Below are 23,270 nucleotides of genomic sequence, written 5' to 3'. Positions count from 1 at the left end.
ATCCCAGACGGGGCCTTTGCAGACGATGGTCTCATCGACCCGCTGCCCGGGCTTCGCCCGCAGCAGGCCCGCCATGCCGAGAAAGTCGGTGAACCTCGCGCCCGGCACTCCGCGGTCGGGGCTGAGGATCCACCAGGGCACCGCTCCGGGATTGGGCCGAACCGTCCACCGCTGGCGGCTGGCCAGGTCGACGAAGGGAAACTGAGTTTCAGCCGGGCCGGTCAGACGGTCAGACGCGCCGACGCGGGCGAGGTAGTTGCGCACCGCGTGGTTGCCCGACAGAACGAGGTGGTTGCCGTTGTCGATGGTCAGCCCGATCTGCGGGTCGAAGTAGGAGCGGCAGCGCCCGCCGGCCTGAGCCGAGGCTTCTGAAAGCTCGACCGTCAGGCCGGTCTCGCAAAGCGCCGTCGCGGCTCCGAGGCCGGCCAGTCCGCCCCCAACCACATAGGCCGTCATGCAAACAGGCCCTCCCGCACGAGGAGCCAGATCAGGGCGGCCTTGTTGACCCTCACGCGGGTCCGCGGCGGATTCCAACCCCGCTTTTGCATCCGGCTCAGGAGACCAGCGTAGGCGGCCGCCATCAGTCGCGGCGCGGCGAGCCGTCCGGCCGGCTTGTGCGCAAGGACGCGATTGGCGCTCTCGAAATGCGCGTGGGCGACGGTCGCGAGCTCTTCGCAGACTCGCGCCACTTGCGGCGCGGCGAGGGCGGCGCGCGGGTCGCGCGCGGCGATCCCGGCCTGGGTGAGCAGCTCGTCCGGCAGATAGAGCCGCCCCATCTCCGCGTCCTCGTCGACGTCTCGCAGGATGTTGGTGAGTTGCAGGGCCCGGCCGAGGTGATGGGCAAGCTCCTCTCCCGGCGCCGCGTCCATGCCGAAAACCTTCACCGACAATCGTCCGACGGCCACGGCGACCCGGTCGCAATAGAGGTAGAGGGTCGCGAGGTCCGGGCCGCGGAGTCCTTCGAGGTCCATCTGCATGCCGTCGATCACCGCCAGGAAGTCGGCCTCCGCAAGCCCATAGCGATCGACCGGCCCCGCCAGCATCGCCGCGAGGCCGGGATCCCCGCCAGCGTAAAGCGAGCGCACGTCATGACGCCAGGCGTCGAGCGCTACGCGCTGCCCCGCGATGGGAAGGGTCTGGTCGTCGGCGATGTCGTCGACGATGCGGCAGAAGCCGTAGACCGCGTACATCGCCTCGCGCTCGGCCTTCGGGAGCACCTTCATGCCGGCGTAGAACGAGCTGCCCGACGCCGCCTGGGCGTTGCCGGCGGCGACCTGCGCGTCGGACGAAGCGGTAAGCGCCATGACCGAGCCCCCTTACTCCGCGGCGCCGGCGATCAAGTTCCGCGGCGGCCGCGCCGGCCGAACGACGCGCACAATGGCGGACGCGGTCAGCCCGAACAGTTCCAACCTGCGATGATGCACCCGCTCAGACAGCGGGTCACGAACGATCAGGCGGCGCGCAAGGTCCTCCGCCAATCGCTGGATGACGGCGATCTCAAGCTGCAGACGGCGACTGCGCACTTGATCGGCCAGCGGCCGGCTCCGATGCAGCAGTTCCTGGGTCCGCCGCGCCAGGCCGGCGATCACCAGCCGCAGGCCAGCGGACGCGCGGGGAGCCGCGAGTGCGGTCACATCCTCATCCACCGCGCTGAGGTCCTCCTCGGGAAGGTACACGCGGTCGAGCTCGCGGTAATCCTGGCCACAGTCCTGCAGGTGATTGATCACCTGCAGGGCCGCGCAAAGCGCGTCGGAGGCGGCCCAGGCGCCAGGCGATTCGCCGTGGATGTCCAAGACCATCCGGCCCACCGGAGCCGCAGAATAGCGGCAGTAGTCCATCAACGCGTCCCAGTTCGCATAGCGTGACTGGACGACGTCACGCCGAAACGCCTCGAGCAGATCGAGACCGTGAACCACCGGCAGGCCGCGGCCGGCGAGCACGTGCCGCAGCGCCACTGCTGCAGTGTCTCGGTCATGGTCTCCCATCAGGGCGCCGCGCATCTCGGAAAGACGATGGAGCTTCTCGGCAGCGTTCGCGGACGCATGGTCGGCGACATCGTCCGCGGTGCGGGCGAAGCGATAGAAAGCCATGATCGTCGGCCGGAAGCGCGCTTCGATCAGGATCGAGGCGACCGGAAAGTTCTCGTCGCGCGCGCCCTTCCCGGACAGCAGGTCCCGTGCGTCGCTCATGCGGTCCTCGCCAGAGCCTGGGCACGGCCTTTCCATTGCCCCCCCGCGCCGCGCCACACCTGCAGCGCCGAGCGAAGGGTGAAGGCCGCGTAGAGCGCACCGATGAACGGCAAGGCGAGGCCCCACAGGGGAGAGCGGCGGTAGAACCGCAGCATGGGCTGGAAGCACAGCGCCATTGCGCCCCAGGTGAAGAGTCCCGCCCACCGTCCAGGGCCGGAGCCAAACACGGCCAGAGCCGGCGGAAGCAGATAGAGGAGCGCCAGGCCCAACAAAGTCCCCGCCAGCTTGATCGGCGAGTAGTCCAGCTGGGCGTAGGCGGAGCGGGAAACCATCCGGCCGATGGCGCCCACCGTCGGGTATGGCCGCAGGCTCCGCGCCCGCCGCGTGAGGCCCAGCCAGATAGGACCCTGGCGCTTCATGATCGCCCCCATCGCGCAGTCGTCGATGACCGCCGTGCGGATCGCCGCCACGCCGCCGGCCCGCGTCAGCGCCTCGCGCTGTGCCAGCATGCAGCCGCCGGCCGCCGCCGCCAGCGGATGGTCGGCGCGGTTCACCTGCCGGAACGGGTAGACCATCTGGAAGAAGAGCACGAATGCCGGGATCAGCAGCCGCTCCGCGAAGGTCTTGCAGTGCAGCTCAGCCATGAGCGAGGTCAGCGCCAGGCCGCCCGCCTCGGCCCGACTGACCAGATGGCGAAGGCCGTCCGGCTCATGGGCGATGTCGGCGTCGGTCAGCAGCAGGTACTTCGGCTTCGTCGCCGCGGCCTTGGCCACGCCTTGCGAGACCGCCCACAGCTTCCCGGTCCAGCCGGCGGGCAACGGCGCGCCGCGGAGGATCTGCAGTCGGTGGGCGCCGCCGACCGCGTCGGCCGCGGCCTGCGCCCGTTGGGCGGTGCCATCGGAGCTGTCGTCGTCGACAAGGATAATGTTGAAGGGGCCAGGGTAGTCCTGGCTGAGCAGGCTGTCGACGGCGGCCGCGATCACGTCGGCCTCATCGCGCGCCGGCACCACCGCAGTCACGGCCGGCCAGGTCGCCGGCGCCGCCGGTGGGTCTGCGTCGGTCTGGTCGGCGAGCCAGAAGCCGCCACGGCCAAGGAGCAGGTAGGCCCAGATCACCACCGCAAGAAGCCCGAGCGCCGCTTCGATCATCGGATGTAGCCCGCCGTGCGAAACCAATCCACGGCGTCCTTTAGGGCCTCCACATGCGGCCGGGCGGAATAGCCCAGCTCGCGCTCCGCCTTGGCGGAACTGAAGTACATGTGATGGCTGGCCATCTTCAGCGCATCCTTGGTGACGAAGGGTTCCTGTCCCGTGATCCGGCCGACCAGTTCGGCGACCTCGGCCAGCGGCCAAAGCGGCCCCAGCGGCAGCTTCATCATGGGCGCACGGCGACCCGTCAGTCGAGCGATCTCCCCAAGCATCTGCTGCAGTGACGTGTCCTGACCCCCGAGGATGTATCGCTCCCCGATCCGTCCTTTCTCCAGGGCCAGCAGGTGGCCCTGCGCCACGTCGTCGACGTGGGCCAGGTTGAGGCCCGTGTCGACGAAGGCGGGCATCCGGCCGCGCGCCGCCTCCACGATGATGCGCCCAGTCGGGGTCGGGCGGACATCGCGGGGTCCGATCGGCGTCGACGGATTGACGATCACCGCGGGCAGGCCGCGTTCGGCGACCATCCGTTCCACGATACGCTCAGCCGCGACCTTGCTGCGCTTGTAGGCGCCGATGGCCTCGCGCTCAGTGAGCGGACCCGATTCGTCCGCGGGCGAACCGTCCAGCGGCAGGCGCAGGGTCGCGACGCTGCTCGTATGGACCACGCGCTCTACGCCTGCGGCCAGGGCCGCGGCCATGGCGCTGGTCACCCCTTCGACGTTGTTCCGGACGATCTCCTCCGGATCGCGCGCCCAGAGCCGGTAGTCGGCCGCCACGTGGAAGAAATAGCGGCAGCCGTCGAGCGCCTGCTCGACGGCTGCGCGGTCGCGGACGTCGCCCACCACGACTTGGGCGTCGAGGTCATCGAGATTGGTCCGCGGGCTTGTTGGGCGCGCCAGCACGCGCAAGGCCGCACCGCGCGCGCGCAGCGCGTGGGCGACCGCCGAGCCGACAAATCCAGCCGCCCCGGTGACCAGGACGGGAACGCCTCGGAGCGCCAGACTTGTCGGATGGTCGCGTTCTGCCGATCGCTGCGACAGCGGAGCGGTCATGGCGCGGGCGGCTTTGGCGTGGTCGCCCCTGGCGTCGGGTCAGGCGGCGGAGGAGGAGGAGATTTCGCCGCATCGGGCGTGGCTTCGGGGTGCGGAAGCGCCCCGGCTTCGCCTGGCAGCGGGGGCGTGGGCGGCGCCGGCTGGGGTTGCGCCACCGGCGGCGCGCCGGTTGGGGAGGCCGACCCCGGGGGCGTCGTTCCCGGCGTGTCGAACTCCGGCAGGGTTTCGATGTTCAGCGACTTGCCGGTGATCTCCGCCTGGCGATTCTGCAGGTAGTAGGAGCGCAGCGTTGCATAGGGATCTGTCGATGTCTGGCGGATCGTATCCAGGTCCCGCTGGGCTTCGACCCGATCGCCCAGGCCATCGACGATGGTGGTCGCCACGCCGATCTCCGTCTTGCTGGGATAGCGCGCGTAGGTCAGCGGATTGAGGCCGATGTCGGCGACGCCGCCGAAGGCGTCGCGGAAGGTGCTGGGGCCGAGCAATGGCACGAAGAGATAGGGTCCCGGCCCTGCGCCCCACCTGCCGAGGGTTGTGCCGAACCCATTCTCGTGGCGCGGCAGATGGTTCTTCTTCGCCACGTCCATGATCCCGGCCACGCCGAAGGTGCTGTTCACCACCAGGCGGGTCAGGGTGCGCGCGGCCTGGCCCCCACGTCCCTGGAGCACGTCGTTCACGAAGATCACGGGTTCCTGAAGGTTGCGGCTGAAGTTGAGCAGGGCGGAGCGGAAGACCGACGGCGTCTTGCCAAACCCCCGAGCCAGGGGACCGAACAGATGACGATCGAGGACTTCCTGCACCGCATAGAAGCGGCGGTTCATGCCTTCCAGGGGATCCGTGGGATCGGCCGCGGCGCGGCAGGGTCCGGCGAGCGAAACGCAGACCGCCCCCGCGACCAAGAGGAGCGGCACACGCGAACTGACCGGTCGCATTCGCTTCATCCTGTGGCTGCGCCGGCTCACTGGAATGGAACGCGGCGATGTCGAGATCGCTGGCCTAGCGGCTGGCCGACCATATAGGAACTAGGGGACCAAAGCGAAGTAGGCGCGCGTGGCTTTACCACTCCAAATGGTCGGTTGGGTCGTGATGGTGCTGGCCCTGGCCGGCTCCGCCTATCAGTTGCTGGCCGCGCGCCAGGTTCGCGCCCTGCTTGTCCAACCCCGCGCCAGGCGAAAGACCGCAGCGCCGGCTGTCACCATCTTGAAACCCCTGCACGGTGCGGAGCCCGGCCTCGACGTCGCGCTCCAGAGCTTCCTGGCCCAGGACTATCCGGGGACCGTGCAGGTCGTCTTCGGCGTCCAGGACCCGGCGGATCCGGCGCAGCTGGTCGTTGGATCGCTTCGTCGCGCCCATCCGCGGCGTGACGTGGCCTTGGTCGTGGACGCCACGCCACACGGCGCTAACCGGAAGATATCCAACGTCATCAACATGATGAGGAGAGCCAAGCACGATATCATTCTGCTGGCCGACAGCGACATCGTCGTCCGTCCCGACTATTTGCGGGAGGTCGTGGCCGCGCTCGAGACACCTGGTGTGGGCGTCGTGACCTGCCCCTATCGCGGCCAGGCGGTGCGCGGGATCTGGTCGCGGCTGGCGGCCATGGGACTCACCTATCAATTCCTTCCCAGCGTCGCGGTGGGGGTCGGCCTCGGCTTGGCTCAGCCTTGCATGGGATCGACCATCGCGCTGCGCCGGGAGGTGCTGACCCGGATCGGGGGCTTTGAAGCCTTCGCCGACCTGTTGGCCGACGACTATGCGATCGGCGCGGCGGTGCGGGGGACGGGATTGCGCAGCCTCGTGGCGCCGGTGCTGGTGGCGCACAATTGCACCGAACACGGGCTCGCAGAGCTTGCGCGTCACGAACTGCGGTGGGCGCGCACGATCCGCGGCGTCGACCCGGCGGGATTCTTCGGAAGCGGCGTCACCTACGCCGTGCCGCTGGCGCTCCTGGGATTATTTTTGACCGGCGCGTCTCTCGTCAGTCTGGCGGTGCTCGCTTTCGCGCTTATCTGCCGTCTGTGGCTGATGCGCGAGGTCGACAGGATCGCTGGCGTGGATGGGCGCGGACGGTGGCTAACGCCGCTTCGCGACGTCTTGTCGTTCACGATTTTCCTGGGCTCGTTCTTCGTGCGGGCCGTGGACTGGCGCGGAACCCAGTTCCGGGTTGACGCTCAAGGCGCCCTGAGGCGCATATAGAGGCGAAATGTTGCGCACCCTTTTCCTGCAGGCGCCTTCCTTCGACGGCTTCGATGGCGGCGCGGGTTCACGCTACCAGGCCAAGCGCGAGATCCGCTCGTTCTGGTTCCCGACCTGGCTTGCGCAGCCTGCGGCCCTGGTGCCGGACTCGAAGCTGATCGACGCCCCGCCGGCCGGTATCCAGCTCGCCGAAGTGGTGGCCCAGGCGAACGACTTCGACCTGGTGATCCTGCACACCTCGGTCCCCTCCTTCGCAAGCGATGTGAAATGCGTCGAAGCCCTCAAAGCGGCGAACCCGGCGCTCAAGGCCGGGTTGATCGGCGCCAAGGTGGCGGTCAAGGCCGACGACAGCCTGAAGGAGGCGCCGGCCGTCGATTTCGTGTGTCGCAACGAGTTCGACTTCACGGTCAAGGACGTGGCCGACGGCAAGCCGTGGTCGCAGATACTGGGCCTCAGCTACCGCGATGAGGCGGGCGAGATCGTTCACAACCCGGACCGGCCGATCCTGGAAGACATGGACGCCCTGCCCTCGGTGATCGACGTCTACCGGCGCGACCTCAAGATCGAGGACTACTTCATCGGCTACCTGAAGCACCCCTACATTTCGGTCTACACGGGCCGCGGCTGCAAATCGCGCTGCACCTTCTGCCTGTGGCCGCAGACAGTGGGGGGCCACCGCTACCGCACGCGCTCCGTCGAGAACGTGGTCGCCGAAATCGCCGAGGCCAAGCGGCTGTTCCCGCAGGTGAAGGAGTTCTTCTTCGACGACGACACCTTCACCGACGACCTCCCCCGCGCCGAAGCCATTGCCGAGGGGCTTGGCAAGCTCGGCGTCACCTGGTCGTGCAACGCCAAGGCCAACGTGCCGCGCAAGACGTTGGAGAAGCTGAAGGCGGGCGGCCTGCGCCTGCTGCTGGTGGGCTACGAGAGCGGCGACCAGCAGATCCTCCACAACATCAAGAAGGGCATGCGGATCGAAGTGGCCGAGCGGTTCACCCAGGACTGCCACGACCTTGGCATCACCATCCATGGCACCTTCATCCTGGGCTTGCCCGGCGAGACCAGGGGGACGATCGAGCAGACCATTGAATGGGCTTGCAAGATCAACCCGCACACCATCCAGGTGTCGCTGGCCGCGCCCTATCCGGGCACCTTCCTCTACGACCAGGCGCTGGAAAACGGCTGGTTGGACGCCAAGAACGCCGAACTGGTGGACGAGCATGGCATCCAGATCGCTCCGCTGCACTACCCACACCTCAGCCACGACGAGATCTTCCGGTCGGTGGAGGTGTTCTACAAGCGCTTCTACTTCCGGCCGCGGAAGATCGGCGCGATCGTCGGCGAGATGGTCCGCGACTTCGACATGATGAAACGGCGCCTGCGCGAAGGCGTGGAGTTCTTCGACTTCCTGCGCGAGCGCAAACAGGCGGTCGCCGCCTAAGCGGCATGAAACAGCTGATCGTCACGGCGGACGATTTCGGCGCCGCCTTGGCCGTCAACGAAGCCATTGAGCGGGGCCATGCCGACGGCGTGCTGACGGCCGCGAGCCTGATGGTAGGCGCGCCGGCCGCGGCCGACGCCGCGGCGCGCGCACACCGGCTGCCGAAGTTGTGTGTCGGCCTGCACCTGGTGCTGGTGGAGGGCCGTCCGATGAGCGACCCGGCGGACGTCCCGGACCTGGTGACAGCAGACGGCACATTCCGCACGGACATGGCGCGCCTGGGCGCCGACATCTTCTTCAAGGCCGGGGCGCGGCGCCAACTGGCGCAGGAGATCGAGGCGCAGTTCGAGGCCTTTGCAGCGACCGGCCTGCCCCTCGACCACGTCAACACCCACAAGCACTTCCACCTGCACCCAACGATCGCGGACCTGATCGTCGAGATCGGCCCGCGCTTCGGCATGAAGGCCATGCGCACGCCCGCCGAGCCGCGCGCGGTGCTGGTCGCCGTCGAGCCCGCCGCCAATCCGCCCCCCGCCTATTTGACGGCGCCCTGGGCCTGGCTTGGAAAGGGGCGCCTGCGCCGAGCGGGGATCGAGACGCCGGACCAGGTCTTCGGCCTCTACTGGTCGGGGGCCATGACGGCCGAGCGGCTGGCGGGCCTGATCCGCTGCCTGCCCGAGGGCCTCAGCGAGATCTACCTGCATCCGGCGACGGCGGCGGCCTATGACGGCTGCGCGCCCGGCTATCGCTATATCGAGGAATTCGAGGCCCTGATCGACCCTGCGGTCATCGCGGCCACACGCGCCGAGGGCTTGGCGCTGGGCGGATTTGCCGACTTCGCGCGTTTGGCACAGAGGACGCCATGACCGACTTCGCCGTCTCCGCTCCGGACCTCAGCCGCCAGGGCAAGCGCGGCGCCAAGCCCGCCGGGTGCATACGCCTGGGCTCGGACGACCACCTGCGGCTCTTCTGCCTCGAGCTCCTGGAAACCCACGACCCGTACAAGCCCGCGGTGATCGACTGGCCGAAGCTGGACGAGGTGACCCGCAATCGCATCGTCTCCCTGCCGATCTGGGACATCGCCGTGCAGACGGAAGGCCGCGCCGGCATGAACGTGAAAACGTTCGGGGCCCGGCTCGCGGCCGGCCTCCTGAAGGAGGCGGTCGACATGAACGCCTTCGAGGAGAGCCGGCATAAGGTCGTTCTCGCCAACATGGTCTCGTTCTACGGCATCCAGCTGGAGCCGGAGCCCCAATACAAGACACCCCGCGATCCCGAGTGGGCTTTCATGGTCACCGGCTATTCGGAGTGCATCGACAGCTTCTTCGGCTTCGGCCTCTTCGACCTGGCCAAGCAATCCGGCTTCTTCCCGGCCGAACTCGTGGACACCTTCGAGCCGGTCATGCGGGAGGAAGGCCGCCACATCCTCTTCTACGTGAACTGGGTGGCATGGTGGCGGCGCAACATGCCGTGGTGGCGCCGGCCCTGGTTCGAGTTGAAGGTTCTGGCGGTCTGGGCCTTCCTGATCCAGGAGCGGATCGGCATCGCGGGCCAGATGGAGTCGAGCGAGAAGGCCCAGGACAACAACTTCACCTTGAACGGCTCCAAGGAGCTGGGCGTCGAGATCAGCTTCGGCGAGCTCGCACGGATCTGCCTCGAGGAGAACGATCGCCGCCTTGCGCCGTATGATGCGCGGCTGATCCGGCCGCGGTTCGTGCCGAACATGATCCGGCTGGCTCTGCGCTTCATGAAAAAGCCGCCAAGCGCGGCTAGGGCGTAACCTAGAGTTCCCGCAGCGGTCTGGAGGCCTCTTGAGCAAGCCGATCCGAGGCGGACTGATCGTGGCCCTGGTCGCGGGGCTGGCGCTGCTGACCGTGGTGGTGGCGGGGGTCGGCTACCGTTCGGTGCTGGCCGCCATCGGCGCCATCGGCCTTTCGGGCTTCGCGATCTTCACCCTCTACTGGCCGTTGGTGCTGCTGGTGCTGGGCTTAGCCTGGTTCACCGCGGCGCCGGGCCTGCCCCTGATGCGCATCCCGGTCTTCATCTGGAGCCGCATGGTGCGGGAGGCGGCGTCGGATGTCCTGCCGCTGGCTCAGATCAGTGGGCTTGTGGTGGGCGCGCGGGCGGCGCAGGCGGCGGGCGTGGCGGAGAATGTGGTGTTCGCCTCGACCATCGTCGACATGACCGCCGAGCTGGCGGCCCTGCTCCTCTACACCCTGCTGGGCGGCGTCCTGCTGGCGATCCAGTTGGGCGGCGGGCCGGTAGGCCGGAACCTCCTGTTGCTAATCACCGCTGCGCTGGCGTTGCTGCTGGCTGGCGGCGTGGCCTTCGTTCTGCTGCAGCGGCGCGGAGTGGGCTGGGTGGGCTGGCTGGCGCAGCGCTGGCTGCCGGATTCGATCGCCCGGGCCGACGCCGTCACCGCTGCTCTCGATGCGGTCTACCGCCAGCCCGGCCGGCTTGCCGCGGCGGTGACGCTGCACGTCCTCGGATGGCTCGCGAGCGGCGTCAATTCCTGGATGGCGCTGCGGCTGATGGGGACAGAGGCGCCGCTATGGGCCGTCTTTGCGGTGGAGAGCCTGATGTACGCCGCGCGCAGCGTCGCCTTCGCCCTGCCGGGGGGATTGGGCGTGCAGGAAGGCGCGTATGTGCTGCTGGCGCCGCTGTTCGGCCTGCACCCGGCGGACATGCTGGCCCTGTCGCTGCTGAAGCGCGGGCGCGACCTAGTCATCGGCGTCCCCACACTGTTGATCTGGCAAGCACGGGAGGGCCGGGCGCTGCTGAGCCGCGCCGTCAAGCCCGCGCCTTCACCCGACGCTTGAGCAACAGCAGGCGCACCGCGATCACCACGGCCATGGCGCTGGTGCAGACACAGGCCGCGACCAGAACCGGCGCCAGCCAACCCAACCAGGCGATGGGCGCAAGCAGATAAAGCGCGTCGTCGGCGTCGAAACCGAAGCCACCGTTCCAGGTGCGCACGCCCGGCCCGCTGATCTGCTCATAGACTTCCGACCACCAGCAGCAGAGCAGCATGGCCACGCAGGTGACGGCGCCCAGCGGAAGGGCCCAGGGCCCCAGCCAAGAATGGCGAAGCCCCACGCCGATGGCGAGGAAGAAGGCGGAATTGATCAGGAGGTCGGTGTAGTAGTCGTAGAGATGACCGCCCCGGCTCTGCATCTGGCCGATGCGCGCGAGCTCGCCGTCCGCGCGGTCGAGGAAGGCCGAGACCAGCCACCAGATTCCGCCCCACAGGATGTCGCCTGACGCGCTGCGGGCAAGGAGCAGGCAGGATACCGCGCCGGTGACCAGCCGCAGGGTGGTGATGTGGTTGGGCTTCACGCCGGTCCCGACCAGCGGCCGGACCACGACGCGCGCCGCGATGTGGGTCCAGCTGCTGCTCAAGGGCGCCCTCGTCCATCTATCGTCATGATACGCTTCATGACATCCATAACATTGGGTGGCGCAGTCGATCCCGCATCATGCGGCCTGCTTCTCTCGCGGAGGGCCAAGCAGGGCGGGCTCGAAGATCAGGGCGGCCACCAGGGTCCAGATCAGCGAGATCATCAGGATCTTGCCCATGCTGGCGGTGCCGGGATGGCTCGAAAACATCAGGCTTCCAAACGCGGTGCCGGTGGTCATGGCGCTGAAGAAGACCCCGCGCGCCAGACTGGATTGCAGCAGGTTCTTGGCGCCAGCCCGCCAGGCCATGACGAAATAGATGTGGAAGGCGACGCCGACCCCGAACAGCAGCGGAAACGCGATGATGTTGGCGAAGTTGATCGGCTGGCCGATCACGACGCAGGTTCCCAGGGTCAGAAAACCCGCCAGCACGATCGGCGCCAGGGTGAAGGCCACTTCGCGCAGGCTCCTGAGGATCAGCAGCAGCAGGGCGGTGATCGCCACCAGCGACAGCAGGCCAGCCTCGATGAAGGCCCAGCTGATGGTCTTGCCGGCTTCCTGGATCGAGATCGGCGCGCCAGTGGCGTTAGGAGCAATCTTGCGCACCGCCTTGGAAAACCGCTGCAACACGGCGTTGTCGTTGGAGTTTCCGCGCGGGGAGACCTGGACGCGAGCGCGGCCATCCTTCGTCACCCAGTCGCGGACCAGGTCCGGCGGCAGGCTCTGAAGGGTCACGGGCTCCGCCGTCAGCATCGTCCGCAGCTGGTCAAGCAGGGTGTTGAGCGGCGGGATCAGCGCAGCCTCTGCGCGGACGCGGTCCGACGGCGGACCGTTGGCGATCGCCTCCAGCGCGGCGGCTAGGCGCAGGGCGTCGGCGGCCCCAGGCGCTGTTCCCGGGACGGCGGCGGTGCGCAGTTTGGCGGCGGTGTCCTTCAGCCCCTGGACGACCTCCGGATCGCTCGGCGGAGGCTGCGTCTCAAACGGGTTCAGCGTCGGGTCGAGCAGCAGCTGGGCGTCGGCGATGGCGGCGAGCTTGGCGGGCTGGTCGTCCGGCACGAAACTCGACAGCGTCACGGTCTGGGCGACCTGCGGCAGCTTGCTCAGGCGTTGCGCGAGCCGGTCGGCGGCCGCGAGCGAGGGCGCCAGCACGTCGATGGTGTTCGGCGTCTCGCTCGGGTCCTTGCTGATGTCGTTGAGCGTCGACATCGCTTCGCCGTGGGGATTGCGCAGGTGCAGCGGGTTGAAGTCGAAGCGCACGAACGGCAGCAGGGCGACGCTGACCGCCGTCGAGACCGCGAACGCCCAGAGGACAAACTTGCGGCGCTCCATGAGGAACCGGTCCACGGGCGCCATGCGGGAGGAGCCCACTTCCTCGGTCTGCCGCCGCGGCCGGAAAAGCAGGATCAGCGCCGGCAGCAGCGTCACGCTGAGCGCGAGCCCGATGACCATGCCGACGCCGGCGATGATCCCCAGTTCCGAGACCCCGATGTACTGCGTCGGCAGGAAGGCCAGGAAGCCCAGGGTGATGGCCGCGGCGGCCAAGGCGAGCGAGCCGCCGATGCCGGTAGCCGCGGCGATCAGCGCGCTCTTCAGGTCTTCGTGGGTCAGCCGCTCGGCGCGGAAACGGACGCTGAACTGGATGCCGAAGTCGACGCCCAAACCCACGAACAGCGGGATGAAGGCCACCGAGATCAGGTTGAAGCGTCCCACGGTGATGAGTCCCGCAGCCGCTGTGAGCAGCAGGCCGATCAGCGTGGTGATCAGGATCGCGGCCACGAGCCGAACCGATTTCACGGCCAGCCACAACATGACGACCACCGCCAGGCCCATCGAGCCGGTGACCAGCCAGGCGCGGTCGGTGAGCGAGGCGAACTCCTCGTCCGACAGCGGTACGGACCCGGTCAGGCGCACCCGCACGCCGTGGGCGGCGTCCAGGCCGAGGCTGCGCGCGGTGGCGCGGATGGCGTCGTCGGCCTTGGCGCCCGGCATCAGGCTGCCATAGTCGAGTTTCGGCTGGACGATGATGAAGCGGCGCGTTGGCGCCGAAAGGCCCTTGCCGTCACCGGCGATCATCGCCTGCCAGGAGAAGAAGGCGGGCTGGCCCGCCGCTACCTTCTGCAGGGTGTCGGCGAGGGCGCGGATCGGTTTCTGGACGGAGGCCAGGTCGGTCTGTCCCTGGATCACGCCGTCGGCCAGCGTCCCGATGGCGCTCGACACGCCCCTGAGACTGGGGTCGGCGGCCATGGGCCCCAGGAACGGCTGCGCGGACACCAGTTGGTCGGTGGTCGAGCGCACCTGCTCCGTCGAAAGAAACAGCAGGCCTTCCTTGGCGAAGAACGGACCGCCGTCGGGGCGCCGCACGCTGTGGAAGAGCTGGGTCTGCGGCTCGAGCTTCGCGGTCAGCGACGCCGCCGCGGATTCGGCCAGCTCCGGAGTCGCGCCGTCCACAACCACCACCGTGGTGTCGTTGTTCTGTGGGAAGGCGGCGGCCATGGCGATCTCGTTCCGCCGCCAGTCGATCTTGTCTGAGATCAGCTTGGCGGTGTCGCTGGTCATGCTGAAGTGACCGGCCGTGAACGACATCGCCGCTGCGGAAAGGAGGAGGCAGACGAGGACCGTCAGCCATGGGTGGTCGCAGGCGAGCTTGACTGCGACGGCGATCGGCGCGGCCTTCAGACGCCGCACGGATGGCTCCCGCTAGTCGGCGAAGTGGCGCAGCTTGAACGAGATCGCCTGCTCGCCGCCGGCGTAGCTGAACGCCGCGGACCCGAAGCTCGGCGGGTGAAAGCCGATCGGGGCATTGTTCGAGAAGCCCACGCCCTCCGTCGGCAAGCCGAGGATGTTCCTGTCCACCGAATGGTTGTCATTCCCGTCCTGGTAGGCCTGCGCCGCGTAGGTCCCCGGCGGAAGGTCCTTCACGATCACCGTGGTAACACCCGGAGTGGCGGGTGCGGCTCCGCCATAGCGGCAATCCTTCAGGAAGTCGCCCACCGGGCAGACGTCAACCCTGATATGGCCGCGCGGGCTCTTCACGCCCTCGACCGTGACGCGGAGCACATTCTGCGGCTCGCCTGCCGGCGCCGTGTCGGCGGCAGCTTGGGCGGCAGAGACGAACAGCGAAAGCGCAGCGACGGAGGCCGCGGCGAGCGATTTGACGAGCACCGGAAGACCAGCCTTTGTTCCCAGTTGCCTAGATAGTTATACGCCGCATCTCGATCAATAAGCGCTCGAAGTCGGCGGGCTCGACCGCACCGATGCAGCCGATGCGGAAGGTTTCTTCGCGGGTCAGCTTGCCGGGATAGATGATGAACCCCTTGTCGCTGAGCGCGGCGTGGAGCCGGTCGAAATCGAAGGGCTCGCCCGCGCGCGGCCTGAAGGTCGCGATGATCGGGGCCTGGACAGCCCGGTCGAGGTAGAGCTCGAAGCCCAGCCGCTGCATGCCGCCGGCGAGGACGTCGAAGCTGGCCTGGTAGCGGCGCAGCCGCGCCGACGGTCCGCCCTCCGCCTCCAGCAGCCGCAGCGCCTCGACAAGCGCCGCGACCACCTGCACCGGCGGCGTGAAGCGCCACTGCCCGCTCGACTCCAGCGCGCGCCACTGGTCGTGGAGGTCGAGACTCAAGGACGGGCTGATCTCGGCGCAGCGCGCGAGCGCGCTGCGGGCGACGATGCCGAAGGCGACGCCGGGCGCGCCCTCCAGGCACTTGTTGCTGGAAGCGAGCAGCGCCGTGACGGGCAGGCTGCGCAGATCGATCGGCAAGGCGCCGAAGCTCGACATGGCGTCGATGATCAGGCCGGCCCTATGCCCGGCCACGACGCCGGCGACCTCTGCCAGGGGATTCAGCAGCCCCGTGGTGGTTTCGCAGTGGACCATGGCCACATGGGTGATGCCTGCCCGCTCGCTCAGCGCGGCGGCGACCTTGGCCGGGTCGATGGCTTGGTCCTCGGGCCAGCTCAGCGTCTCGACGGAGCGGCCCAGGCGCTGGGCGATCTTGAGCATGCGCTCGCCGTAGGCGCCGTTGGCCAGGACCAGCAGCTTCGCGTCGCGGTCCAGCAGGGTCGAGAGTGCGGCCTCGACGATGAAGGTGCCGCTGCCTTGCAGGGGCACGGCCACAAAGTCATCTCCCGCGTGGACCACATCCAGCAGCCGGCGGCGAAGCTCGGCGGTCAGCGCAATGAAGGGCGCGTCGCGCGAGCCCCAGTCCTCCAGCATGGCCCGGCGCGTCTCGATCCGCGTGGTCAGCGGGCCGGGCGTCAGCAGGAGCTTTTCCCGCGCCATCAGGCTTCCGCGGCTTCGCCCTGCGGGGCCCGAGCAGGAGCGCCGGCAAGGAAGGCCTTGAAGCGCCGGGCGACATCGGCCGGCTTTACGGTGGGTCGGCCGAGCGTCGCCATGGAGCCTGGCGAGATGCGCAGGTGGATCATCGCCGGCCCTGCCGCCGCGCCGGCCTGCCGGAAGGCGCGCTCAAATCCGTCTAGGCTCGCGCAGCTGGCCGCAAAGGCGTAGCCGCAGGCGAGCGCCACGCCGGCGAAGTCGACGGAGGCCGAGACGGTCGCCTGGCCGCCGGTGGAATCGTGGACGCCGTTGTCGAGCACCACATGCAGCAGGTTCTTCGGCGCATAGGCGCCGATGGTCGCGAAGGTTCCGAGCTTCATCAACGCGGCGCCGTCGCCGTCCAGCACTACGACAGGCCGGGAGGTGTTCAGCGCCACGCCCAGCCCCATGCCGGAAGCCCCGCCCATGGAGCCCACCTGATAGAGGTGCTGCGGACGGTCATCGAGGGTGAAGAGCTCGCGGCCGCACTTGCCGGTGGTTGCGATCACCGCGGCATCGGGATCCACGATCGCCAGGAATCGCTCCAGCGACGCGGCCCGCGTCGGCCGCGCCCCCTCCTCCGGCTCGTCCAGGCGCCGTCCCGGCGCGCGGACGGGCAGAGGCGCCTGGTCCAGGTTGGAGTCCTCGACATCGCTCTTGCGCATGACCCAGGCGAACGGCAAGCCTGAGGCGTCCATGGCCTCGACCGCGCGCGCGAAGGCCGGGCGGATCGCGTCGGGCGTGCTTGGGAAGGCGTCCTGCTGCAGGCCGATCAGGCGCAGCAGGTCCTGAGTGATCTGACCCATCACCTCGTGCTGCGGCTCGTCCTTCAGCCCCGGCTCCCCGCGCCAGGTGGTGATGAACAGCGTCGGGATGCGGAACGGGGCGTTCAGCGAGGTCAGCGGGTTCACGGCGTTGCCAAGGCCGGAATTCTGGCAGATCACCGCCGTGCGCCGCCCGGCGAGCCAGGCGCCCGCCGCGATCGCCACCGCCTCGCCCTCGCTCGCCGCGCCGACATAGCGCAGCGCCGGGTTCGAGATGACCCCGTTGATCAGCGGGGTGAGGAAGCTGCAGGGCACGCCGGCATAGAAGTCAAAGCCGCACCGGCTGGCCTCAGCCATGAAGTCCTGGGCGGTAATCATGGTCCGGGTCTTAGGTGAAGTTCCGAGCGTCGGCGAGGTCCGGCAGGGTGTCGACGTCGAGCCAGTGGCCGGTGAAGTATTGCACCCTGACCGAATGCCGGGCGGCCAGCCGGGTCAGCAGAAGCGGCATGTCGGCCGTCTCCAGCAGGCCTTCCTCGCGCAACAGGCCCAGCTCCGCTTGCAGCCAGGCCGCGCCGGTGGGGGTGAATTTCGCCAGCCCCATCCATTCGCCGCAGATCTCGTGGGCCGGCAGCTCGGCGCCCATGCGGATCAGGCCGGCCGCGTCCTCGTCGAGAACGTCTCCGACGTAGTGCCGGTCGGCGGCGACCAAGTCGCGCACGCCCGATCCGGGCTGCGCCTTCAGCGCGTCCACGGCCAGCACGATGTCGCCGTCCACGGCCAACAGGGTCTCCAGGATGTAACTGCGCACCAGGACGTCGCCGTAGCAGACCAGGACCTGCCCCTCGATCGCCTCGGCGGCGGCGGCAAGCGAGAACGCCTCTCCCGTGTCGGCGTAGCGGTCGTTGTCGACCACCGATATGCCGCGCAGCGCGATGGCGTCCTTGCGATAGCCGCGCACCACGGTGATCTCGCGCACACCGCAGCCGTTCAGGCTCTCCACCAGCCTCTGCAGCAGCGACTTGCCCCGGATGTCGACCATGCACTTGGGCTGGTCGCGGGTAAGCTCGCCCAGATCCCCCTGCGAAGCCGCCAGGATCACCGCCCGCGTACGGTCCTGCGCCGGCAGGTAGCGCCGCTCGGCCGCCTCCAGCTCGGCGTTGCCGGCGATGCGGAAGATGTCCTTCACGCCGGCCACCCGACCCTCGACGCTCGCCAGCGACTCTTCCTCATGGATCAGGCGGGCGGTCTCCTGCATGGCGGTCATGGCTGAGCGCAGCAGGTGATTGGCCCAGATCACCGCCGAGACGCCGACCTGGCGGAAGTGGTCGGTGGGCGTCGCATAGTAGGTGGTCGGCACGATCACCAGCGGGGCGCGGCCACCCCACCGCTCGGCGAAGGTCAGGATCTCGCTCGCCGCCGGCAGCTTGGAGTGGATCAGGATCGCATCGGCGCCGGCCGCGTGATAGGCCTCCGCGCGTTTCAGCGCCTCCTCCATGCCGCGGCCTGAGATCAGCGCCTCGACGCGCGCGACGATCGTGAACTCGTCGTCGGTCTGGCTGTCCTTGCCGGCCTTGATCCGCCCGCAGAACTCCTCGATCTCCGCCAGCGGCTGGGCCTCGCCGATGAAGGAGTTGGTCTTCGGGAAGATCTTGTCTTCGATGCAGACGCCGGCGATGCCGCGCTCGCCGAGCTTTCGGACCAGCCGGCGTACGTTGTTGAAGTTTCCGTAGCCGGTGTCGCCGTCCACCAGGATCGGGATCTCTACGGCGTCGGCCATGTACTCCAGGACCTCGAGCACCTGCGTCCAGGACGCCTCGTTGGAATCGCGTAGCCCGAGGCTTGCCGACATAGTCAGGCCGGACGCCCAGAGCGCCTGGAAGCCCGCCTCTTCGGCGATCTTGGCGGAAAGACCGCTGTGGGCCTCCATCAGGAAGCTCAGCGTAGGCGACACGAGCTCGCGGCGGAGCGCCGCGAATACGCTGGTGGGCGCAATCCGCTCGCCACCGTCGTTGACCTCGGCGTGTCCGAAATCCATCTCTACCTGCGCCCCCGCGCGAAAAACCGTCAGGCCCCAAAGTGGCGCCCACACAGAGAAAAGGGTAGGAGCACGGATGAATTCAACCCCTCCCATCGCGGTGATGCTAGCGGCGGGTGTCGGTCGGCGCCTGGGCGGCGGCGATCGGCCGAAGGCCTTGCTGGAGTTTGCGGGCAAGAGCCTGCTGCAACGCCACTTGGAGGGCTTGGCCGCCGCTGGCGTGCGCGAAGTCTCGATCACCATCGGACACGCCGGCGAGCTGATCCGCGAAGCCTCGGTCGGCATTGGCCGGTCGCTGACGGTGAGCTTCGTCGACAATCCCCGCTACACCGAAGGCAGCCTGGTCTCGCTATGGGCGCAGCGGGCGTTGCTCCGGTCCGGCGCGCCGATCGTTCTGATGGACGCCGATGTGCTCTGCGACCGGCGCATGTTCCAGCGTCTGATCGCCAGCCCCGCCGAAAATACCCTGCTGCTCGACCGCGAGATCGAGCCGGGCGATGAACCGGTGAAGATCTGTTTTGCGCGGGACGGCGCGATCGTCGACTTTCGGAAAATCCCGGAGCACGCCCACGTCCGGCACGGGGAATCCGTCGGCTTCTTCCGCTTTTCGCCGGCCATGGCCGCCGCCCTCGCCGACCGCACCGAAGCCTATGTCGCCGCCGGCCGGACCCAGCTGGAGTACGAGGAGGCGATCCGCGACCTGCTCCTGGCCGAGCCGCATCGCTTCGCGGCGGAGGACATCAGCGACCTGCCTTGGACCGAGATCGACTTCGAGGTCGATGTGGCCCGCGCCGAGGCCGTGATCTTGCCCCAGCTCGAGGACGAACATGTCGCTGGATAGTTTGGATCGCGACGCCGTGGACGGTGGAGGCGAGCGTGGCCTGACGGCGGCGCAGAAGCAGGCGTTCCGGCGCAATGGCTGGGTGCTGGCGCGGAGCTTCTTCGATGCAGACGAGACGGCGCTGATCGAACGGTGGACCCGCGAAGTCCTGGCCCGGCCGGAAACGCCCGGCGAGCAAATGGTCTACTACGAGGACAGCCTCCAGCAGCCGGGCGAGCGGATCGTCCAGCGGATCGAGTACTTCTGCGGCTACCACGACCGCTTCGATCGGCTCGTGAACGGCCAACTCAAAGCCGCGGTCGCGCGCTTGTTCGGAGACGACGCCGTGCTCTTCAAGGAAAAGATCAACTTCAAGATGCCTGGCGGGGCGGGTTTCGAGCCTCACCAGGACCAGCAGGCCGGCTGGTCGACCTATGCGCCTCTGTTCGTCACGGCCCTGGTCTCGATCGACGCCGCGACGGAAGCCAACGGCTGCCTGGAGATGGCAAGCGGTCCCAAGGCGACCGGCCTTATCGGACGCGAATGGGAGCCCTTGTCGGCCGCGGAGATGGCCGAGCTGAAGCTGGCGCCGATCCCCACCGAGCCCGGCGACGTGCTGTTCTTCGACAGCTATGCGCCGCACGCCTCGCAGCCCAACGGCACGGCCCAGGCGCGGCGAATCCTCTATCTGACTTACAACCGAGCCCGAGACGGCGATCACCGCGCCCGCTACTTCGCCGACAAGCGCGCGAACTTCCCTCCCGACATCGAGCGCGCGCCGGGGACGGAATACCGCTTCCGCGTCTGAGGCCGGCCTTTTGCGCAGCACAGCGGAACCCTACATGCACGTGAGCCCGGACGGCCCAGAGGGACAGCCATGCGGACGAGTATGATTGCTTTGATCGTGGCGGCGTGCGCCGTCACCGGCGCGTGCACGAAGAAGAGCTCGCTCTTTCTGGAGCCCGGAAGGGCGGCCGAAGCGCCCAAGCCGACCAAGTCCGCCGCCAAGATCCCGCCACGCCCGCAGGGGTCCGGCGACGCACCGGCGCGCCCGTAGGCTGTCAGGACAGCGGTCGGCAGAGGGAAAGGACCTCCACGCTTTCGCCCCGGTCGGCCAACTCCGATGACGCCGCCCAGCACCATCAGCCTTGCCCCGACAGAACAAAGCAAGTACGAATACGAACCGCTGCTTAGGTTGTCAGCTGGCGTTGGAGACTGCTCGGATCACATGGACACCGACCGCGACGATGGGATCGCTCTTGATCCAAGCTTCTTTGACGGCCGCTTCCTGGTCGAAATAGAGGCGTGGGACGGTAACCTGCATGTGGGTCTCAGTTCCGATTCGACGCCGCAGGAATACAGATTTCAGGGCGGGCTGAATTACGTGTGCGGCTTCCAAATAGATGGCCGGGTGGTTGCCCCGCAGGCGCACCGCGCCAAGACTATCCGACTATGGCTTTCGCCATTCGGGTCCGACATGCGGTTTGGGCCTGATGATTTGGATGAGGTCGGCCAACTCCGCATCCGCCGCCCGAAACGTCACGAGTTGGACCTCAGCGCCACCTTGCTGATGCCCGAAGCCGCGCTTCCCGTGGCGGCGACGTGCTTAGGTTCGGTCTGGAAGTACGTTCACATCTGGACTTTTGATGAGGATGCCGAACGAGCAAGCGTCAGTGCGTTCTCCTTCTCATCGACAGTTCACAAGAACCTGGACGGGTGGATCGCGGGCGGCTGAGCTGGTTCTTAAGGCCATCGCCGTCCAGATTTGCGCCGCGCAGTGAATAAGTCTGGCTCTCCGATAATGCCCGTCGCATCGCAATATTCGCGTCGCGTAGTCGCAGTCTTGTGACAGACAGCCTTGGCGCGATTAGTCGGCTGTTGAACGCAGATGCCGCGGTCGTTCCGGTCTTGCATCTCGCACTGCTTGCGGTCGTCCCGGCCGGATTGAGGCGGCGGCGACGCCGACCCGTCGCGGAACATGGAGATGCCGGACCAAGGAAATGGGAGAGTGGGCGGCGGGAGGGAAATCGGCGGCGGAACAACGCCATGGCATGTGGGGCAATTCCAGGGATTCGAGGAGACCTGGATTCGCTGTGCGCCTTGGTCCGTCGGCTGGAACGTCGCCTGATAGGATTCCTGAGCGTCTTGCCGGTCTGCGTTGCCTTGCGGCGCGGTCTCTCCGCGCCCGTAGTTTTGATCCGCGCTCGGCCAGACAATCCCGTCGCCGTTGGCCGCCCTGTCTTGCATGGGCGATATCGCCGGCAAACCAGGGCCGCTGCTGGCGAAGAAGTCCTCGTGTGCCTTCGCAGCCCGCTCTTGCCGCTCTTGCTCGATATCGGCCGGCGAGCGCAGGTACCATCGACTGAGGGCTTCGCCTTGAAGGCGTGCGGGATCGACCTGACCATAGGCCATGCTTGCTCTCCTTTGCTGATTGGATGGCGGCGACAGCGCAGGCGCCGCGGTAGGACCGCCATTGATCGCCAGGGCGGCTATTCAGACGGGCCGCTTGCTGATATTTTCGCCCGGGTAGAATGATCTGGAGAACCTGCGTGACGTCTTCGTCGACCACCGGCGTCACGGCCTTCGCGGGCCACCGGCTCATCGCGCGCGGAGATCTCGTGGCGGTCGCTCGGGCCGCCCACCCCCACCGCCGCGAGCAGCCCCTGGTCTTCGATGACGCAAGCGGCCGGCCCGTAGAGCTCGACCTGCGGGGCTCCGTCGAGGACGTGCTGGCCAGGCTGTCGCCCCCGAAACTCCCATCGAAGCCGGCCCGCGGCCGCCCCAAGCTCGGCGTCACGGCCCGCGAGGTCACCCTGCTTCCACGCCATTGGGAGTGGCTCGCCACGCAGCCCGGCGGGGCGTCCGCTGCCTTGCGCCGGCTGGTCGATCAGGCGCGGCGAGAGACCGTCGAGGCCGACGCCGCGCGCCAGGCGCAGGAGGCCGTCTATCGCGTAATGACGGCCCTCGCCGGCGACCTCCCCGGCTACGAGGAAGCCATCCGCGCCTTGTTCGCCCGCGACCGTGCGCGGTTCGACGAGCTGACGGGGGGCTGGCCGGCCGACGTCAGAGACTATGTCCGCAGTCTCAACGCGCGGGCCCACGCCCCTTCGCCGTGACCTGATCCTCCAGCGCATGCTCGGCCTCGTGCGTCTGCACCGCCAGCGTCCGCGCCGCATCGCAGGCCACGATCTGTGCGCCGCGCGTCGCGTAGCCGATCTCCAGGTCCGCCTGCGTCGGAGACTGCGGCAGCCGATAGAGGCCGCAGCTACGGGCCGCCTCCGCCGGCATGGCTATCCGTGGCGCAACCGGCGACATCGGGAGCCGACTGGCACAGCTGGAAATCAACATCCCGCAGACGAGCGGCGCGATCAGGATCAAGCGGCGCATTGGCGTCCTCCGATTTCAGGGCCTTGGGCAGGAGCTGGGCGACGACGGCGTTGGCGGCGTCGCGTTGGCGGACCACGACTTCGACCCGCTGGGCGCTCGCTTGCGCGCCTTGTGTCTCGAGGCCCGCAACCGCAGCCTTGGCCAATGCCGCCTCGGTCTTCGGCCGCTCGCGGACCGCGTCGTCGTGGCGGCCCTTCCAGTAGAGTCCGCCGCCCGCCGCCAGCACGGTCGCGATGACGGCGAGGATCAGGATCAGGCGCGGGGTCATTCCGGCAACCCCAGCCCATAGCCGCTCGCGCGGCGGGTCAGCACCTGCCGCCGCAGCCTCGGATCGAAGCTGATGTGGCACCAGCCGGTTGATGGTCAGGCAGGGCCGCCCGTCGTGGTCCCGCTCGCGCTTGATCTGCGCAGGCCACTGCTCGCCGAGACGGGCGAACCGCAGGTCGTCCAGCGCCTCGCGCCGGTTCTCCGCCTCGGCGTCCGCCGCCAGCTCGAAAGCCTCGCGGGCTTCCCTGATGATCTCGTCGTCGGAC

22 protein-coding genes are annotated in these 23,270 nt (G+C 68.3%); 9 read left to right on the top strand and 13 right to left on the bottom strand.

Features of this window, described 5'->3' with window-relative positions; translation table 11 throughout:
- The 6 genes from JWP28_RS20595 to JWP28_RS20570 all read right to left on the bottom strand — a co-directional run.
- Nucleotides 1-456 (bottom strand): FAD-dependent oxidoreductase (locus JWP28_RS20595; protein ID WP_299545729.1); only part of this gene is annotated, 456 nt, incomplete at its 3' end.
- On the bottom strand, nucleotides 453-1,304 hold the full coding sequence (gene hpnD / locus JWP28_RS20590) for a presqualene diphosphate synthase HpnD (protein ID WP_299545728.1): 852 nt from the start codon (nucleotides 1,302-1,304) through the stop codon (nucleotides 453-455). The genes JWP28_RS20595 and hpnD, both read right to left, overlap by 4 nt.
- A gap of 12 nt (nucleotides 1,305-1,316) precedes the next feature.
- Nucleotides 1,317-2,189 carry a squalene synthase HpnC gene (gene hpnC / locus JWP28_RS20585; RefSeq protein WP_299545727.1) on the bottom strand — a complete coding sequence of 291 codons (873 nt, stop codon included), beginning with the start codon at nucleotides 2,187-2,189 and terminating at the stop codon, nucleotides 1,317-1,319.
- Entirely contained in the window at nucleotides 2,186-3,337 is a 1,152-nt protein-coding gene (locus tag JWP28_RS20580) for a glycosyltransferase (RefSeq protein WP_299545726.1), read from the bottom strand. The genes hpnC and JWP28_RS20580 overlap by 4 nt, the downstream gene beginning before the upstream one ends.
- Nucleotides 3,334-4,389, bottom strand: a complete 1,056-nt coding sequence (gene hpnA / locus JWP28_RS20575; protein ID WP_299545725.1) for a hopanoid-associated sugar epimerase — start codon at nucleotides 4,387-4,389, stop codon at nucleotides 3,334-3,336. Before hpnA ends, JWP28_RS20580 begins: the two co-directional genes overlap by 4 nt.
- Nucleotides 4,386-5,321, bottom strand: a complete 936-nt coding sequence (locus JWP28_RS20570) for a VacJ family lipoprotein (RefSeq protein WP_299545724.1) — start codon at nucleotides 5,319-5,321, stop codon at nucleotides 4,386-4,388. The genes hpnA and JWP28_RS20570 overlap by 4 nt, the downstream gene beginning before the upstream one ends.
- A gap of 136 nt (nucleotides 5,322-5,457) precedes the next feature.
- Here JWP28_RS20570 and hpnI point away from each other — a divergent pair, with 136 nt between their 5' ends.
- From hpnI to JWP28_RS20545, 5 genes are read left to right on the top strand one after another with little or no spacing between them, the layout of a single operon-like run.
- Complete coding sequence (gene hpnI / locus JWP28_RS20565) at nucleotides 5,458-6,585, top strand: bacteriohopanetetrol glucosamine biosynthesis glycosyltransferase HpnI (RefSeq protein ID WP_299545730.1); 1,128 nt, start codon at nucleotides 5,458-5,460, stop codon at nucleotides 6,583-6,585.
- Nucleotides 6,586-6,592: 7 nt separating this feature from the next.
- Nucleotides 6,593-8,026 (top strand): hopanoid biosynthesis associated radical SAM protein HpnJ, encoded by a 1,434-nt coding sequence (hpnJ, locus tag JWP28_RS20560; RefSeq protein WP_299545723.1) that lies wholly within the window; start codon nucleotides 6,593-6,595, stop codon nucleotides 8,024-8,026.
- A gap of 5 nt (nucleotides 8,027-8,031) precedes the next feature.
- Nucleotides 8,032-8,892, top strand: coding sequence for a hopanoid biosynthesis-associated protein HpnK (hpnK, locus tag JWP28_RS20555; protein WP_299545722.1), 861 nt, complete (start codon nucleotides 8,032-8,034; stop codon nucleotides 8,890-8,892).
- Complete coding sequence (locus JWP28_RS20550; protein WP_299545721.1) at nucleotides 8,889-9,806, top strand: hypothetical protein; 918 nt, start codon at nucleotides 8,889-8,891, stop codon at nucleotides 9,804-9,806. Before hpnK ends, JWP28_RS20550 begins: the two co-directional genes overlap by 4 nt.
- Before the next feature lie 31 nt (nucleotides 9,807-9,837).
- On the top strand, nucleotides 9,838-10,845 hold the full coding sequence (locus tag JWP28_RS20545) for a lysylphosphatidylglycerol synthase domain-containing protein (RefSeq protein ID WP_299545720.1): 1,008 nt from the start codon (nucleotides 9,838-9,840) through the stop codon (nucleotides 10,843-10,845).
- On the opposite strand, the gene JWP28_RS20540 is transcribed toward JWP28_RS20545, so the two are convergent.
- The 6 genes from JWP28_RS20540 to aepX all read right to left on the bottom strand — a co-directional run bounded on the left by JWP28_RS20540 (nucleotide 10,817) and on the right by aepX (nucleotide 18,530).
- Nucleotides 10,817-11,425: a CDP-alcohol phosphatidyltransferase family protein gene (locus tag JWP28_RS20540; protein WP_299545719.1), complete on the bottom strand. Its 609-nt coding sequence runs from the start codon at nucleotides 11,423-11,425 to the stop codon at nucleotides 10,817-10,819. The two genes, JWP28_RS20545 and JWP28_RS20540, sit on opposite strands and share 29 nt — an antisense overlap.
- A 75-nt stretch (nucleotides 11,426-11,500) precedes the next feature.
- On the bottom strand, nucleotides 11,501-14,107 hold the full coding sequence (locus tag JWP28_RS20535; RefSeq protein WP_299545718.1) for an MMPL family transporter: 2,607 nt from the start codon (nucleotides 14,105-14,107) through the stop codon (nucleotides 11,501-11,503).
- 12 nt (nucleotides 14,108-14,119) lie between these two features.
- Nucleotides 14,120-14,584, bottom strand: coding sequence for a DUF2141 domain-containing protein (locus tag JWP28_RS20530; protein ID WP_299545717.1), 465 nt, complete (start codon nucleotides 14,582-14,584; stop codon nucleotides 14,120-14,122).
- 28 nt (nucleotides 14,585-14,612) lie between these two features.
- Nucleotides 14,613-15,698 (bottom strand): 2-aminoethylphosphonate--pyruvate transaminase, encoded by a 1,086-nt coding sequence (locus JWP28_RS20525; RefSeq protein ID WP_299545716.1) that lies wholly within the window; start codon nucleotides 15,696-15,698, stop codon nucleotides 14,613-14,615.
- On the bottom strand, nucleotides 15,698-16,873 hold the full coding sequence (aepY, locus tag JWP28_RS20520) for a phosphonopyruvate decarboxylase (protein WP_299545715.1): 1,176 nt from the start codon (nucleotides 16,871-16,873) through the stop codon (nucleotides 15,698-15,700). The genes JWP28_RS20525 and aepY overlap by 1 nt, the downstream gene beginning before the upstream one ends.
- A gap of 10 nt (nucleotides 16,874-16,883) precedes the next feature.
- Nucleotides 16,884-18,530, bottom strand: a complete 1,647-nt coding sequence (gene aepX, locus JWP28_RS20515; protein WP_299545714.1) for a phosphoenolpyruvate mutase — start codon at nucleotides 18,528-18,530, stop codon at nucleotides 16,884-16,886.
- Between the two features lie 76 nt (nucleotides 18,531-18,606).
- Between aepX and JWP28_RS20510 the strand changes: the two genes are divergently transcribed.
- The 4 genes from JWP28_RS20510 (at nucleotide 18,607) to JWP28_RS20495 (ending at nucleotide 22,466) form a co-directional block, all read left to right on the top strand.
- Complete coding sequence (locus JWP28_RS20510) at nucleotides 18,607-19,371, top strand: phosphocholine cytidylyltransferase family protein (RefSeq protein ID WP_299545713.1); 765 nt, start codon at nucleotides 18,607-18,609, stop codon at nucleotides 19,369-19,371.
- Nucleotides 19,358-20,158 (top strand): phytanoyl-CoA dioxygenase family protein, encoded by an 801-nt coding sequence (locus JWP28_RS20505; RefSeq protein ID WP_299545712.1) that lies wholly within the window; start codon nucleotides 19,358-19,360, stop codon nucleotides 20,156-20,158. Before JWP28_RS20510 ends, JWP28_RS20505 begins: the two co-directional genes overlap by 14 nt.
- A gap of 420 nt (nucleotides 20,159-20,578) precedes the next feature.
- A complete protein-coding gene (locus JWP28_RS20500; RefSeq protein WP_299545711.1) occupies nucleotides 20,579-21,085 on the top strand; it encodes a hypothetical protein in 507 nt (168 codons plus the stop codon).
- 814 nt (nucleotides 21,086-21,899) lie between these two features.
- Entirely contained in the window at nucleotides 21,900-22,466 is a 567-nt protein-coding gene (locus tag JWP28_RS20495; protein WP_299545710.1) for a DUF2239 family protein, read from the top strand.
- Between the two features lie 149 nt (nucleotides 22,467-22,615).
- Here the strand turns inward: JWP28_RS20495 and JWP28_RS20490 are convergent.
- Nucleotides 22,616-23,270, bottom strand: a 655-nt coding sequence (locus JWP28_RS20490) for a hypothetical protein (RefSeq protein WP_299545709.1), incomplete at its 5' end; no start/stop codon positions are given.

It is taken from the genome of Phenylobacterium sp. (assembly GCF_028290885.1).
Classification (GTDB): Bacteria; Pseudomonadota; Alphaproteobacteria; order Caulobacterales; family Caulobacteraceae; genus Phenylobacterium.
This window is presented reverse-complemented; position numbering and strand designations above follow the sequence as displayed.